Origin of the sequence: Pseudomonas kielensis (assembly GCF_030505375.1) — a bacterium.
Taxonomy (GTDB): domain Bacteria; phylum Pseudomonadota; class Gammaproteobacteria; order Pseudomonadales; family Pseudomonadaceae; genus Aquipseudomonas; species Aquipseudomonas kielensis.
Genome location: NZ_CP130043.1, coordinates 2,679,871 through 2,694,222 on the forward strand (window position 1 = coordinate 2,679,871; position 14,352 = coordinate 2,694,222).

Genomic DNA, 14,352 nt, shown 5'->3' on the forward strand with positions numbered 1-14,352 from the left:
AGTTTCTGTGGAGAAAATCGGCAGCATTTCCACAGTTGTCCCCATTAGCTGTGGGTGGAGGTGTGGATAACTTGTTTACTGAAGGCTGGGAGGCACGTGCAATATAGCTCTGAACGCAATAGATCATATTTCGTACAGTTCTAACGGAAGTTGCGAACAAGCCCCGTGTAGGCGCGAGCTTGCTCGCGCCTACACGGGCGGTGGCGTCAGCCTTGAACCGGAACCCCTTTGAGGTAAGGCGCAGGCTCAGCGCCCAGGTTGCTCAGCAACCGCTCGCTGTACCAATCGACAAAGTTCACCACGCCGAACTCATAGGTCTTGGAGTAGGGCCCTGGCTGGTAGGCGGTGGAGTTGATGCCGCGCTGGTTCTCTTCGGCCAGGCGACGGTCCTGGTCGTTGGTGGCGTCCCAGACCTGGCGCATGCGGTCGACGTCGTAGTCCACGCCTTCGACGGCGTCCTTGTGCACCAGCCACTTGGTGGTGACCATGGTTTCCTGGGCGCTGATCGGCCACACGGTGAACACAATGATGTGATCGCCCATGCAGTGGTTCCAGGAGTGCGGCAGGTGCAGGATGCGCATCGAGCCCAGGTCCGGGTTCTGGATGCGCCCCATGAGTTTCTTGCAGCCTTGCTTGCCGTCCAGGGTCATCGACACGGTGCCCTTGAGCAGCGGCATGCGCACAATGCGGTTGCGCAGGCCGAAGCTGGCGTGGGCGTACGGAATCTTCTCGGCTTCCCAGGCAGCGGCAGAGGCGGCGACGTGGTCCTTGAAGGCCTGGTCGGCACGGGGGTCGGTGACGTCGTCCCATTCGAGCAGGGTTTTCAGCAGTTCCGGGTGCGAGGCGTTGCAGTGGTAGCACTCGCGGTTGTTCTCCAGCACCAGCTTCCAGTTGGCTTTTTCCATCAAGGTGGTGGTGATCGCCACCTTGGTGTTCTCCATATCGTACGGTTCCATGTAGTGGTTCAGCGTCGACAGGAAGTCATCGATGGCTGGCGGGTTTTCCGCCAGGCTGATGAAGATATAGCCCCCCGCGGTCTTCACATTCACCGGCTTGAGGCCGTACTGCTTCATGTCGAAGTCGTCACCCATCTCGGTGCCGGCAAACAGCAGGCGACCGTCCAGCTCATAGGTCCACTGGTGGTAGTGGCAGACCAGCTTGGCCACCTTGCCTTTATCGCTGGTGCACAGGCGCGAGCCACGGTGGCGGCAGACGTTGTGGAAGGCATGCACCACCCCCTCGGCACCGCGGATCACGATGATCGGGTTCTTGCCGATCTGCAGGGTCAGGTAGTTGCCCTTGGTCGGGATTTCGCACGTCATGCCGGCGATCAACCACTCTTTCTGAAAAATCTCCTGCATGTCGATATCGAACAGCCGCTCATCAGAGTAGAACGGCTGGGGCAGCGAGAACGTGCGCTCACGTTCCTGCAACATCTGGGCGGTGGCCTTGCGTGCGGGTTCCAGCGGATCGCCCAGGCTGATTTTTGCGGTGACGTCCATCGATTGAGTCCTCAAGGCCATTCTGTGTGGCCGGCGAATAGTGGCTGATACGGTTGCTACGCAAGACATAAACAGTGTTTATCTGTTGAGGCGAGTGTGGGGCTGCAGCCGCCCAGAACCTTATCCACGAGCGACATGGCCCACTCTGTTCCCGACGCTCAACCCCCGGTAGCAAGGGGCTGGTCGCGATAAGCATGTGAATGTCGCAGATAGGTAAATGGCCGGTCAGCGCTATACGCAGAATCGCCAACATGAGGCCGACAGTCGGCCGTGGAGAACAGCATGTCCAACAGCTTCCTGAACCCGGTAACCACCCAGACCTGGGCCAATGGTCGACACATTGTCCGTTGCGTCAAAGTCATCCAGGAAACCTGGGACGTGCGCACCTTCTGTTTCATGGCCGACCAGCCGATCATGTTCTTTTTCAAGCCGGGGCAGTTTGTCACCCTGGAGCTGGAAATCGACGGCCAGCCGATCATGCGCTCATACACCATCTCCAGCTCGCCGTCGGTGCCCTACAGCTTCTCGGTGACCATCAAGCGGGTGCCGGGCGGCAAGGTCTCAAACTGGCTGCACGACACCCTGCACGAAGGCCAGGAGTTGGCGGTGCACGGGCCGGTCGGGCTGTTCAACGCGATGGATTTCACCGCGCCGAAAGTGCTCTACCTCAGCGGCGGCGTGGGCATTACCCCGGTGATGTCGATGGCGCGCTGGTTCTACGACACCAACGGCAATGTCGACATGGTGTTTATCCACAGCGCCCGCTCCCCGAAAGACATCATTTATCACCGCGAGCTGGAGCACATGGCGTCGCGGATCGACAACTTCAGCCTGCACCTGATTTGCGAGAAGCACGGCCTGGGCGAGCCGTGGTCCGGTTATCGCGGTTACCTGAACCACAAGATGCTCGAACTGATGGCGCCGGACTTCCTCGAGCGTGAAGTGTTCTGCTGCGGCCCGACGCCGTACATGAATGCGGTCAAGCGCTTGCTGGAGGCGGCAGGCTTCGACATGACGCGCTACCACGAGGAGTCCTTCGGTGCCACGCCGCCGGAAGCCCGCGCCGATGCGGTGGAGCAAGCGGAGCAGGCGGCCGATGCCCCGGAAATCGACGTCGCCGACCTGCACCAGGTGGAGTTCACCGCGTCCGGCAAAAGCATCCGCGTGGCCCCGGGAGAAACCGTGCACGCGGCGGCGGCCAAGCTTGGCCTGCTGATTCCCAAGGCCTGCGGCATGGGCATTTGCGGGACCTGCAAGGTGATGAAGCTGGGGGGCGAGGTGGAGATGGATCACAACGGCGGGATCACCGAGGAAGACGAGGCCGAAGGGTTCATCCTGTCGTGCTGCAGCGTGCCGAAGGGGGATGTGCGGATCGAGTTCTGATCAACACCGATCTACTGTAGGAGCAAGCGGGCGCTCGCGCCTACAGGGAAGGGTGTTTTTCAGTCGACGAAGAGATCCGTCATCAACGTGTCGCTGCTGTCGGGTGCGAACCGGTAGTGTTCGAACTCCGTCACGCCGCTTTCGCGCAGTATTTGCTCATCAATCAGTAAGCGCCCGGTCAGGCTGCGCCCGCTGCTGCTCAGAATCACATGGGCAGCATCGGCCATGATCGCAGGCAGGCGCGCATGCTTGAACGATTCCCGTGAGCCCAACTGGAACTCGATTGCGGCGGTGGCGATCATCGTCTGCGGCCATAGCGAGTTGACGCTGATCCCGTAACCCTTGAATTCCTCACTCATGCCCAGCGTCAGCATGCTCATGCCGTATTTGGTGACGGTGTAAGGGCTGTACTGGGCGAACCACTTGGTGTCCAGGTTCAGCGGTGGGGACAGGTTGAGGATGTGGCCGCCGGACTTTTTCAGGTACGGCAACGCAGCCTGGCTGCACAGCAAGACCGCGCGGGTGTTGATCTGGTGCATCAGGTCGAAACGCTTGAGCTCGATGTGTTGCACCCCGGTCAGCTTGATCGCCCCGGCGTTGTTGATCAGTGCATCAATGCTGCCGAAATGTTCGTTGGCCCGGGCCAGCGCCGCCCGCACAGCGTCTTCATCACGCACATCAACCTGCAGCGCCAAGGCTTTACCCCCGGCGGCCTGCACTTCCTCTGCGACACTGAAAATCGTCCCCGGCAGCTTGGCGTGGGGCTCGGCACTTTTGGCGGCGATCACAATGTTGGCGCCATCGCGCGCGGCCCGCAGGGCGATCTCGCGGCCGATGCCGCGGCTGGCGCCGGTGATGAACAGGGTTTTGCCTTGCAATGACATGCTGACGCTCCTGATTATTGTTATGCGAGCGGGTTGGCTCGATAGACAATGTAGACGAAGTCTTGCAGGCGTCGGTGTGAGGGATGGCTTCTGGAGGTTTCGATCCACAGTGTCTGTGGTGGGTGGAGGCCACTGCGCCGAGGCGGCAAGCATCTGGCCGCAGTGGAGTGAGTCAGGACTCAAGCCGCCATTAATCGATGATGCGGGCTATTGGCGTCGGTACTTAAACTTCACGGCTAATCAGCATTATGTTGAATAGCCCTTGCGCATCCTCCTTGAATTCCTTGCCCGTGATCTGTGAGTTTCTGTTTGACCTGCGAACGATGTCGCCGACCTGCACAATTTTGACCAATTCGTCCCACGTGATAGGCGTGGCGGTGCTTTCGGAGTCGTTTGTCAGCGGTTGGCCCAAGGTTTTATCGTTCATTTTGATTGCGCTCTTCTGGAATTCAGGTTCTCCGTCGAATCTTCGACAGACCATGGTTCCTGAAAGACTGCGTGAACTCCTTTTCAGGTGTGTACAGGCTACGCTGGCGACTTGGAGGCGTTGAACTGTCAGAAATGCCAGTTCGGATGAACGGCGCCGCCGAGATGTGCAGCGCCGTTGGCAGCGACCTCAGGCGCTCATCACCTCACGGATGTCCCGCGCCAATTCCCGCACGCGTTCTTCCTCGGTGTCCCAGGAGCACATGAAGCGTGCGCCGCCTTTGCCGATGAAGGTGTAGAAGCGCCAGCCGCGAGCGGTGAGTGCGGCCACGGCGGCTTCCGAAAGTTGCAGGAACACGCCGTTGGCCTGCACCGGGAACATCAGTTCGACGCCGGGAATGTCGCTGACCAGTTCCGCCAGCAGTTGTGCGCAGTAGTTGGCGTGGCGGGCGTGCTTGAGCCAGGCGTCGTGCTCCAGCAGGCCAACCCAGGGCGCCGAGAGGAAGCGCATCTTCGACGCCAGTTGTCCGGCCTGTTTGCAGCGGTAGTCGAAGTCTTCGGCCAGTTTCTGGTTGAAGAACAGAATCGCTTCACCCACCGCCATGCCGTTTTTCGTGCCACCAAAACACAAGACGTCGACCCCGGCTTTCCAGGTCAGGTCGGCCGGCGAGCAATCGAGGAAGGCACAGGCGTTGGAAAAACGCGCGCCATCCATGTGCAGGTTCAGGCCCAGCTCTTTGCAGGTGGCGCTGATGGCGCGAATTTCTTCCGGGGTGTAGACGCTGCCGACTTCGGTGGCCTGGGTCAGGGTCACGACCCGTGGTTTGGGGTAGTGGATGTCCTGGCGCTTGAGGGCGATCTCGCGGATCGACTCCGGCGTCAGCTTGCCGTTTTCGGTGCGCGCGGTGAGCAGCTTGGAGCCGTTGGAGAAGAATTCCGGGGCGCCACATTCGTCGGTTTCGACGTGGGCGGTTTCCGAGCAGATCACGCTGTGGTAACTCTGGCACAACGACGACAAGGCCAGGGAGTTGGCAGCGGTGCCGTTGAAGGCGAAGAACACTTCGCAGTCGGTTTCGAACAGTTTGCGGAAATAGTCCGAGGCGCGGGCAGTCCATTCATCGTCGCCGTAGGCGCGCTGGTGGCCCTGGTTGGCCTGTTCCATGGCCGCCCAGGCTTCAGGGCAGATGCCGGAATAGTTGTCACTGGCGAATTGTTGGCTCTTATCGGTCATGGCCGGCTTCCGTGGTCGAGGCGCTTATGGTGAAGCGGCTCGTGGTCAATGAGGGTGCGTACGTTACCGAAGATCGTCCGGAGAGCACACGCGATGTATCTGTCAGAAAACTACACAGTCGAGGCGCAATTATGCACGTGACGCAGCGTGACGGTGCACTCGATCTGCTCAAATGGTTGGCACTGCTGAGCATGGTTCTGGACCATCTGCGCTATGTCGGTTGGCCGCTCGATGTGCTCTATGTGCCGGGCCGCCTGGCGTTTCCCTGGTTCTGCCTGGCGATGGCGGTAAACCTGGCCCGTACGCCGACAGCGCCGACCGGCGGTCAGTGGCGTTATCTGGGGTGGTTGATGCTGTTTAGCCTGGTGAGCGAAATCCCCTACCGCCTGTTCATTCCCGACCCCGATGTGCTGAACGTGTTGCCGACGCTGGCGTTGGGCTTGCTGGTGGCGCGTGGCTGGTTGCGAAAGGACCTGCAGGCGCGGGGCTTGGGGCTGGTCGCGCTGCTGCTGGCGACGCTGTTCAGTGAGCGACTGATGTTTGGCGTTTTTGGCGTGTTGCTACCGTTGGCGACATGGCTGGTGATGCGTCGGCCATGGTACTGGGCCGTGTTGCCGGGGCTGGTCTGCCTGGCGGCGAATCAATGGCAGGTGCTGATTGCCGCCACCCGCCTGGGCAACCCGGTGGCGGTGGTCGCTCTTGGTGTCTGCCTGATTGCGCCATTGCTGGGTCTGGTCTTGTTGCGACATACCAGACATCTCAAGCCACCGCCGATGCGCCGTTGGGCGTATGCCTTGTATCCGCTACATTTTCTGCTTCTGTTACTCGTCCGCAATATCGCCGCATAACCGTGTGGGAGCCGGCTTGCCCGAGATGACGGCGTCACATCCGGCATAAGAGTCGGCTGACCCTCCGCCATCGTCGGAACGCCGCCCGGAGAAAGCCCGCTCCCACAGGTAGTGTGTTGATCTTGTGAGCGGGTACGACGTGTCCATTTCAGCCCATGTCGTAAACGCACCTTTGCGTGGCGTCCGTAGGCATTTGACCGGTCTGCGCCGGTCATACCATCGCATCAAAGGGCACTGCCGCCAGGCCGGTGCCTCACCAAGACAAAATGGCGCACCACCGCCGCTGGGAGAGACGCGATGTTCAGCAAGCAAGACCAGATCCAGGGTTATGACGATGCACTGCTGGCGGCGATGAATGCCGAGGAGCAACGCCAGGAAGATCACATCGAGCTGATCGCGTCAGAGAACTACACCAGCAAGCGCGTCATGCAAGCACAGGGCAGTGGCCTGACCAACAAGTACGCCGAAGGGTATCCGGGCAAGCGTTACTACGGTGGCTGCGAGCATGTGGATAAAGTCGAAGCGTTGGCCATCGAGCGCGCCAAGCAACTGTTCGGTGCCGACTACGCCAACGTCCAGCCGCACTCCGGCTCTTCGGCCAACAGCGCGGTGTACCTGGCCCTGATCCAGGCTGGCGATACCATCCTGGGCATGAGCCTGGCCCACGGCGGTCACCTGACCCACGGCGCCAAGGTGTCGTCCTCGGGCAAGCTGTACAACGCCGTACAGTACGGGATCGACACCAAGACCGGCCTGATCGACTACGACGAGGTCGAGCGCCTGGCCGTCGAGTGCCAGCCGAAGATGATCGTCGCCGGCTTCTCGGCCTACTCCAAGACCCTCGACTTCCCGCGTTTCCGGCAGATTGCCGACAAGGTCGGCGCGCTGCTGTTCGTCGACATGGCCCACGTTGCCGGCCTGGTCGCTGCCGGTCTGTACCCCAATCCGCTGCCGTACGCCGACGTGGTCACCACCACCACCCACAAGACCCTGCGCGGTCCGCGTGGCGGCCTGATCCTGGCCAAGGCCAACGAGGAAATCGAGAAGAAGCTCAACGCCGCTGTGTTCCCCGGTGCCCAGGGTGGCCCGCTGATGCACGTGATTGCCGGCAAGGCCGTGTGCTTCAAGGAAGCGCTGGAGCCAGGCTTCAAGGCTTATCAGCAACAAGTGATCGACAACGCCCAGGCCATGGCCAGCGTGTTTATCAAACGTGGCTACGATGTAGTGTCCGGCGGCACCGACAATCACCTGTTCCTGGTCAGCCTGATCCGCCAGGGTCTCACCGGCAAAGACGCCGATGCCGCCCTTGGTCGTGCGCACATCACGGTGAACAAGAACGCCGTGCCGAATGACCCACAGTCGCCGTTCGTCACTTCCGGCCTGCGCATCGGCACCCCGGCGGTCACCACGCGCGGCTTCAAAGTGAGCCAGTGCGTCACGCTGGCCGGCTGGATCTGCGACATCCTCGACAACCTCGGCGATGCCGATGTCGAGGCCAATGTCGCCCAGCAGGTCTCGGCCCTGTGCGCTGACTTCCCGGTTTATCGCTGAGCGCGGTTTTTGGAGAAATGACTATGCAACGCTACTCAGGCTTCGGCCTCTTCAAACACTCCCTCAGCCACCACGAAAACTGGCAGCGCATGTGGCGCACGCCGACCCCGAAAAAAGTCTACGACGTGGTCATCGTCGGCGGTGGCGGGCATGGTCTGGCAACCGCCTACTACCTGGCCAAGGAGCACGGCATCACCAACGTGGCCGTGGTCGAGAAAGGCTGGCTGGGCGGCGGTAACACCGCACGCAACACCACCATCGTGCGTTCCAACTACCTGTGGGACGAGTCGGCGCACCTCTACGAACACGCGATGAAACTCTGGGAAGGCCTGTCCCAAGACCTCAACTACAACGTGATGTTCTCCCAGCGTGGCGTCTACAACCTGTGCCACACCCTGCAGGACATTCGTGATTCCGAGCGTCGGGTCAGCGCCAACCGCCTCAATGGCGTCGACGGCGAACTGCTCAACGCCAAACAGGTTGCCGACGAGATTCCGTACCTGGACTGCTCGAAGAACACTCGCTACCCGGTGATGGGCGCTACCGTCCAGCGGCGCGGCGGCGTGGCCCGTCACGATGCCGTGGCCTGGGGCTTTGCCCGGGCCGCCGACGCCCTCGGCGTGGACTTGATCCAGCAGACCGAAGTGATCGGCTTTCGCAAGGAAAACGGCGTGTGCATCGGCGTCGAAACCAACAAGGGCTTCATCGGTGCCAAGCGCGTCGGTGTGGTGACTGCCGGTAACTCCGGGCACATGGCCAAGCTCGCCGGCTTCCGTCTGCCGATCGAATCACACCCGCTGCAAGCGCTGGTGTCCGAGCCGATCAAGCCGATTATCGACAGCGTGATCATGTCCAACGCGGTGCACGGTTACATCAGCCAGTCCGACAAGGGCGACCTGGTGATCGGCGCCGGTATCGACGGCTACAACGGCTACGGCCAGCGCGGTTCGTACCCGGTGATCGAGCACACCATCCAGGCCATCGTCGAGATGTTCCCGGTGCTGTCGCGGGTGCGCATGAACCGCCAGTGGGGCGGCATCGTCGACACCACGCCGGATGCCTGCCCGATCATTTCCAAGACCCCGGTGCCGAACATGTTTTTCAACTGCGGCTGGGGTACCGGTGGCTTCAAGGCCACGCCGGGTTCGGGCAACGTGTTTGCGGCGAGCCTGGCCAAGGGTGAAATGCACCCGCTGGCGGCACCTTTCTCCATCGACCGGTTCCACAACGGTGCGCTGATCGACGAACACGGCGCTGCTGCCGTCGCCCACTAACAGGAGAAATTTCCTATGTTGCATATCTTCTGTCCTCACTGCGGCGAACTGCGCTCCGAAGAGGAATTCCACGCTTCCGGCCAGGCGCACATCCCGCGTCCGCTGGATCCGAACACCTGCACCGACGAGGAGTGGGGCGACTACCTGTTCTTCCGTGACAACCCCCGTGGCCTGCACCACGAACTCTGGGATCACGTCGCCGGTTGCCGCCAGTATTTCAACGTCACCCGCGACACCGTGACCTACGAGATTCTCGAAACCTACAAGATCGGCAGCAAGCCGCAGTTCACCGACAAGACTGATAGTTCGAAAGCGGCCGCGCAGGCTCTGGGAGCGAAGGTATGAGCCAGATCAATCGCCTGTCCAACGGTGGACGGATCGACCGCAACAAAGTTCTCAGCTTCACGTTCAACGGCCAGGTGTACAAGGGCTTTGAAGGTGACTCCCTGGCCGCGGCCCTGTTGGCCAACGGCGTCGACATCATCGGTCGCAGCTTCAAGTATTCCCGTCCGCGCGGGATCTTCGCCGCCGGTGCCGAAGAGCCGAACGCGGTGCTGCAGATCGGCGCCACCGAAGCCACCCAGATCCCCAACGTGCGTGCCACCCAACAGGCGCTGTACCAGGGCCTGGTCGCCACCAGCACCAACGGCTGGCCAAGCGTGAACAACGACATGATGGGGATTCTCGGCAAGGTCGGCGGCAAGCTGATGCCGCCGGGTTTCTACTACAAAACCTTCATGTACCCGCAATCGTTCTGGATGACCTACGAGAAGTACATCCGCAAGGCCGCTGGCCTGGGTCGCTCGCCGACCGAAAACGATCCGGACACCTACGACTACATGAACCAGCACTGCGACGTGCTGATCGTCGGCGCCGGTCCTGCTGGCCTGGCCGCGGCACTGGCGGCTGCGCGCAGCGGGGCGCGGGTGATCCTCGCCGACGAACAGGAAGAGTTCGGCGGCAGCCTGCTCGATTCCCGTGAAAGCCTCGACGGCAAGCCGGCCACCGACTGGGTCGCCAGCGTCATCGCTGAACTGAAAGACACCCCGGACGTGCTGCTGTTGCCGCGCGCCACGGTCAACGGTTACCACGACCATAACTTCCTGACCATTCACGAGCGCCTCACCGACCACCTCGGTGACCGTGCGCCGATTGGCCAGGTGCGCCAGCGCATCCACCGGGTTCGCGCCAAGCGCGTGGTGCTGGCGACCGGCGCGTGCGAGCGGCCGCTGGTCTACGGCAACAACGACGTGCCGGGCAATATGCTGGCTGGTGCGGTCTCCACCTACGTGCGGCGCTACGGCGTGGCACCGGGCAAGAAGCTGATTTTGAGCACCAACAATGATCACGCCTACCGCGTCGCCCTGGACTGGCTCGACGCCAGCCTGCAAGTGGTGGCCATCGCCGATGCCCGCAGCAACCCACGCGGTGCGCTGGTGGAAGAAGCCCGGGCCAAGGGCATCCGCATCCTGACCGGCAGCGCGGTGATCGAAACCCGTGGCAGCAAACATGTTACCGCCGCCCGTGTGGCCGCGATCGACGTCAAGGCGCACACCGTGACCAGCCCGGGCGAATGGCTGGAGTGCGACCTGGTGGCCAGTTCCGGCGGCTACAGCCCGGTGGTCCACCTGGCGTCGCACCTGGGCGGCAAGCCGACCTGGCGTGAAGACATCCTCGGTTTTGTCCCGGGCGAAGCGCCGCAAAAACGCGTGTGCGTGGGCGGGATCAACGGCGTCTATGGCCTCGGCGATTCCCTGGCCGACGGTTTTGAAGGCGGCGCCCGCGCCGCTGCCGAAGCCGGGTTCCAGACGGTCGAGGGTGTGTTGCCCAAAGCCCTGAGTCGCCATGAAGAGGCGACCCTGGCGCTGTTCCAGGTGCCCCATGAAAAGAACACCGCACGGGCGCCGAAACAATTTGTCGACCTGCAGAACGACGTCACTGCCGCGGCGATCGAACTGGCGACCCGCGAGGGGTTCGAGTCGGTCGAGCACGTCAAACGCTACACCGCGCTGGGCTTCGGTACTGACCAGGGCAAGCTGGGCAACGTCAACGGCCTGGCCATCGCGGCCCGTTCGCTGAACGTGACGATCCCGCAGATGGGCACCACCATGTTCCGCCCCAACTACACCCCGGTGACCTTCGGTGCGGTAGCCGGTCGTCACTGTGGGCACATCTTCGAGCCGGTGCGCTATACCGCACTGCATCAATGGCACCTGAAAAACGGCGCCGAATTCGAAGACGTCGGTCAGTGGAAACGTCCGTGGTACTTCCCGCGCAACGGCGAAGACCTGCATGCGGCGGTCAAGCGTGAATGCCTGGCGGTGCGCGAAAGCGTCGGCCTGCTGGACGCCTCGACCCTCGGCAAAATCGACATTCAAGGCCCGGACGCTCGCGAGTTCCTCAACCGCGTCTACACCAACGCCTGGACCAAGCTGGACGTGGGCAAGGCGCGCTACGGCCTGATGTGCAAGGAAGACGGCATGGTCTTCGACGACGGTGTGACGGCGTGCCTGGCCGACAACCATTTCGTCATGACCACCACCACCGGCGGCGCGGCTCGCGTGCTGCAATGGCTGGAGATCTACCACCAGACCGAATGGCCGGACCTGAAGGTGTACTTCACTTCCGTGACGGACCATTGGGCCACCATGACGCTCTCCGGGCCGAACAGCCGCAAGCTGCTCAGCGAAGTCACCGACATCGACCTGGACAAGGACGGCTTCCCGTTCATGACCTGGAAAGAAGGCCTGGTGGGTGGCGTGCCGGCGCGGGTGTTCCGGATTTCCTTTACCGGTGAGCTGTCGTACGAAGTCAACGTGCAGGCCGACTACGCCATGGGCGTACTGGAAAAAATCGTCGAGGCCGGCAAGAAGTACAACCTGACCCCGTACGGCACCGAGACCATGCACGTACTGCGGGCCGAGAAGGGCTTCATCATCGTTGGCCAGGACACCGACAGTTCGATGACCCCGGACGACCTGAACATGGGCTGGTGTGTGGGACGCACCAAACCGTTCTCGTGGATCGGCTGGCGGGGCATGAACCGCGAAGACTGCGTGCGTGATCAGCGTAAACAGCTGGTCGGGCTCAAGCCGATCGATCCGACCAAGTGGCTGCCGGAGGGTGCGCAGCTGGTGTTCAACACCAAGCAGGCGATCCCGATGAGCATGGTCGGTCACGTGACCTCCAGCTACCTGCACAACTCCCTGGGCTACTCGTTTGCCATGGGCGTGGTCAAAGGCGGCTTGAAGCGCATCGGCGAGCGGGTATTCGCGCCGTTGGCCGATGGCAGCGTGATCGAGGCGGAAATCGTTTCTTCGGTGTTCTTCGATCCGAAGGGTGATCGCCAGAACGTGTGATTGCTTTGGGTCCTGTGGGGTGTGAGCTGCCGCCATCGCGAGCAAGCTCGCTCCCACAGGATCGAAGTCGCCGGAAAAGTTTGTGTCAGGCATCAATCCACTGTGGGAGCGAGCTTGCTCGCGATGGCAATAGAACAGCCACCACAAAGGTCGGAACCAACAGAATTCAAGCAGGTGCTTTATGACCGTAGCCAATGTGTACCAACAACGCCCAACCACCGGGGCCAAGGCCGAGTCGTCGTTGCATCATGCCGACCTCGCCAGCCTGGTGGGCAAGGGCCGCAAAAACGCCGGCGTGATCGTGCGTGAGAAAAAGCTCCTCGGTCACCTGACCCTGCGTGGCGACGGTCACGATGCCGCGTTCGCCGCCGGTGTGCACAAGGCCCTGGGCATCGAATTGCCAGGTGCGTTGAGTGTCATCGTCAAGGGTGAAACCAGCCTGCAATGGATGGGCCCGGATGAATGGCTGCTGATCGTGCCAGGCGGTGAAGAGTTCGCCGCCGAGCAGAAGCTGCGTGAAGCCCTGGGCGAGTTGCACATCCAGATCGTCAACGTCAGCGGTGGCCAGCAGATCCTCGAACTGAGCGGCCCGAACGTGCGCCAGGTGCTGATGAAGTCCACCAGCTACGACGTGCACCCCAACAACTTCCCGGTGGGCAAGGCCGTGGGCACGGTGTTCGCCAAGTCGCAACTGGTGATCCGCCACACCGCAGAAGACACCTGGGAATTGCTGATCCGCCGCAGCTTCTCGGATTACTGGTGGTTGTGGTTGCAGGACGCTGCGGCCGAGTACGGGCTGAGCGTTCAGGCTTGATGAGAACCTGTAGGAGCGAGCCTGCTCGCTCCTACAGTAGGCATCCACCGATTTCACAGGAGTCACCGCACTATGAGCCGCGCCCCAGACACATGGATTCTGACCGCCGACTGCCCCAGCGTCCTCGGCACCGTGGACGCGGTGACCCGCTTTCTGTTCGAGCAAGGCTGCTACGTCACCGAGCACCACTCCTTCGATGACCGGCTCTCGGGACGCTTTTTCATTCGTGTGGAGTTTCGCCAGCCCGAGGGGTTCGACGAGCAGTCCTTCCGTGCCGGCCTGGCCGAGCGCGGCGAAGGCTTCGGGATGATTTTCGAACTGACCCCGCCGCACCACCGGCCAAAAGTGGTGATCATGGTCTCCAAGGCCGATCACTGCCTCAACGATCTGCTCTACCGTCAACGCATCGGCCAGCTGTCGATGGACGTGGCGGCGGTGGTCTCCAACCACCCGGACCTCAAGCCATTGGCCGACTGGCACGGCATTCCCTATTACCACTTCCCCCTCGACCCCAACGACAAACCGTCCCAGGAGCGTCAGGTGTGGCAGGTGATCGAGGAGTCCGGCGCCGAACTGGTGATCCTTGCGCGTTACATGCAAGTGCTGTCGCCGGAACTGTGCCGCAAGCTCGACGGCAAGGCGATCAACATCCACCACTCGTTGCTGCCCGGTTTCAAGGGCGCCAAGCCCTACCACCAGGCTTACAACAAGGGCGTGAAGCTGGTCGGCGCCACGGCGCACTACATCAACAACGACCTGGACGAAGGCCCGATCATTGCCCAGGGCGTGGAGGCGGTGGATCACAGCCATTACCCCGAAGACCTGATCGCCAAGGGGCGGGATATCGAAGGCCTGACGCTGGCCCGGGCGGTGGGTTATCACATTGAGCGGCGGGTGTTCTTGAACGCCAATCGCACGGTCGTTCTTTAGATCGCCATCGCTGGCAGGCCAGCTCCCACAGGTTCTGGGTTGTTCACCAATCCTGTGTCCACCCCGAATAAGTGTGGGGGCTGGCCTGCTGGCGATGAGGTCATTACAAGCAGCACAAGATTCAGCATCTGTACCCGAGCACTTAACGCG

At 61.8% G+C, this 14,352-nt stretch carries 12 protein-coding genes; 8 read left to right on the plus strand and 4 right to left on the minus strand.

Going from position 1 to position 14,352, the window contains the following annotated elements:
- Positions 1–206: 206 nt before the first annotated feature.
- Positions 207–1,502, minus strand: a complete 1,296-nt coding sequence (gbca, locus tag Q1W70_RS12400; RefSeq protein ID WP_166592024.1) for a glycine betaine monooxygenase oxygenase subunit — start codon at positions 1,500–1,502, stop codon at positions 207–209.
- Positions 1,503–1,784: 282 nt separating this feature from the next.
- On the opposite strand from gbca, the gene gbcB reads away from it, so the two are divergent.
- On the plus strand, positions 1,785–2,885 hold the full coding sequence (gbcB, locus tag Q1W70_RS12405; protein ID WP_166592025.1) for a glycine betaine monooxygenase reductase subunit: 1,101 nt from the start codon (positions 1,785–1,787) through the stop codon (positions 2,883–2,885).
- A 59-nt stretch (positions 2,886–2,944) separates the two neighbouring features.
- Here gbcB and Q1W70_RS12410 read toward each other — a convergent pair whose 3' ends face one another.
- The 3 genes from Q1W70_RS12410 to Q1W70_RS12420 all read right to left on the minus strand — a co-directional run bounded on the left by Q1W70_RS12410 (position 2,945) and on the right by Q1W70_RS12420 (position 5,426).
- A complete protein-coding gene (locus Q1W70_RS12410; protein ID WP_182342689.1) occupies positions 2,945–3,769 on the minus strand; it encodes an SDR family oxidoreductase in 825 nt (274 codons plus the stop codon).
- A 223-nt stretch (positions 3,770–3,992) separates the two neighbouring features.
- Positions 3,993–4,196: a hypothetical protein gene (locus Q1W70_RS12415; protein WP_166592027.1), complete on the minus strand. Its 204-nt coding sequence runs from the start codon at positions 4,194–4,196 to the stop codon at positions 3,993–3,995.
- 189 nt (positions 4,197–4,385) lie between these two features.
- Positions 4,386–5,426 (minus strand): threonine aldolase family protein, encoded by a 1,041-nt coding sequence (locus Q1W70_RS12420; RefSeq protein ID WP_166592028.1) that lies wholly within the window; start codon positions 5,424–5,426, stop codon positions 4,386–4,388.
- Positions 5,427–5,557: 131 nt separating this feature from the next.
- Here Q1W70_RS12420 and Q1W70_RS12425 point away from each other — a divergent pair, with 131 nt between their 5' ends.
- The 7 genes from Q1W70_RS12425 (at position 5,558) to purU (ending at position 14,202) form a co-directional block, all read left to right on the plus strand.
- The gene (locus tag Q1W70_RS12425) at positions 5,558–6,274 is read left to right on the plus strand and encodes a TraX family protein (protein WP_166592029.1); all 717 of its coding nucleotides are present in this window, start codon (positions 5,558–5,560) and stop codon (positions 6,272–6,274) included.
- Between the two features lie 297 nt (positions 6,275–6,571).
- On the plus strand, positions 6,572–7,825 hold the full coding sequence (gene glyA / locus Q1W70_RS12430; RefSeq protein WP_166592030.1) for a serine hydroxymethyltransferase: 1,254 nt from the start codon (positions 6,572–6,574) through the stop codon (positions 7,823–7,825).
- Positions 7,826–7,848: 23 nt separating this feature from the next.
- Positions 7,849–9,099 carry a sarcosine oxidase subunit beta gene (locus tag Q1W70_RS12435; protein ID WP_003206307.1) on the plus strand — a complete coding sequence of 417 codons (1,251 nt, stop codon included), beginning with the start codon at positions 7,849–7,851 and terminating at the stop codon, positions 9,097–9,099.
- Positions 9,100–9,114: 15 nt separating this feature from the next.
- Complete coding sequence (locus Q1W70_RS12440) at positions 9,115–9,444, plus strand: sarcosine oxidase subunit delta (RefSeq protein WP_166592031.1); 330 nt, start codon at positions 9,115–9,117, stop codon at positions 9,442–9,444.
- Positions 9,441–12,458 carry a sarcosine oxidase subunit alpha gene (locus tag Q1W70_RS12445; protein ID WP_166592032.1) on the plus strand — a complete coding sequence of 1,006 codons (3,018 nt, stop codon included), beginning with the start codon at positions 9,441–9,443 and terminating at the stop codon, positions 12,456–12,458. Before Q1W70_RS12440 ends, Q1W70_RS12445 begins: the two co-directional genes overlap by 4 nt.
- Positions 12,459–12,639: 181 nt before the next feature.
- The gene (locus Q1W70_RS12450) at positions 12,640–13,272 is read left to right on the plus strand and encodes a sarcosine oxidase subunit gamma (protein WP_166592033.1); all 633 of its coding nucleotides are present in this window, start codon (positions 12,640–12,642) and stop codon (positions 13,270–13,272) included.
- Between the two features lie 72 nt (positions 13,273–13,344).
- Positions 13,345–14,202 (plus strand): formyltetrahydrofolate deformylase, encoded by an 858-nt coding sequence (gene purU, locus Q1W70_RS12455; protein ID WP_166592034.1) that lies wholly within the window; start codon positions 13,345–13,347, stop codon positions 14,200–14,202.
- Positions 14,203–14,352: the final 150 nt, after the last annotated feature.

Bases quoted from the DNA above. Each gene is read 5' to 3' on its own strand.
- gbca (WP_166592024.1), bottom strand. From the start codon at position 1,502: ATGGACGTCACCGCAAAAATCAGCCTGGGCGATCCGCTGGAACCCGCA.
- gbcB (WP_166592025.1), top strand. From the start codon at position 1,785: ATGTCCAACAGCTTCCTGAACCCGGTAACCACCCAGACCTGGGCCAAT.
- Q1W70_RS12410 (WP_182342689.1), bottom strand. From the start codon at position 3,769: ATGTCATTGCAAGGCAAAACCCTGTTCATCACCGGCGCCAGCCGCGGC.
- Q1W70_RS12415 (WP_166592027.1), bottom strand. From the start codon at position 4,196: ATGAACGATAAAACCTTGGGCCAACCGCTGACAAACGACTCCGAAAGC.
- Q1W70_RS12420 (WP_166592028.1), bottom strand. From the start codon at position 5,426: ATGACCGATAAGAGCCAACAATTCGCCAGTGACAACTATTCCGGCATC.
- Q1W70_RS12425 (WP_166592029.1), top strand. From the start codon at position 5,558: ATGCACGTGACGCAGCGTGACGGTGCACTCGATCTGCTCAAATGGTTG.
- glyA (WP_166592030.1), top strand. From the start codon at position 6,572: ATGTTCAGCAAGCAAGACCAGATCCAGGGTTATGACGATGCACTGCTG.
- Q1W70_RS12435 (WP_003206307.1), top strand. From the start codon at position 7,849: ATGCAACGCTACTCAGGCTTCGGCCTCTTCAAACACTCCCTCAGCCAC.
- Q1W70_RS12440 (WP_166592031.1), top strand. From the start codon at position 9,115: ATGTTGCATATCTTCTGTCCTCACTGCGGCGAACTGCGCTCCGAAGAG.
- Q1W70_RS12445 (WP_166592032.1), top strand. From the start codon at position 9,441: ATGAGCCAGATCAATCGCCTGTCCAACGGTGGACGGATCGACCGCAAC.
- Q1W70_RS12450 (WP_166592033.1), top strand. From the start codon at position 12,640: ATGACCGTAGCCAATGTGTACCAACAACGCCCAACCACCGGGGCCAAG.
- purU (WP_166592034.1), top strand. From the start codon at position 13,345: ATGAGCCGCGCCCCAGACACATGGATTCTGACCGCCGACTGCCCCAGC.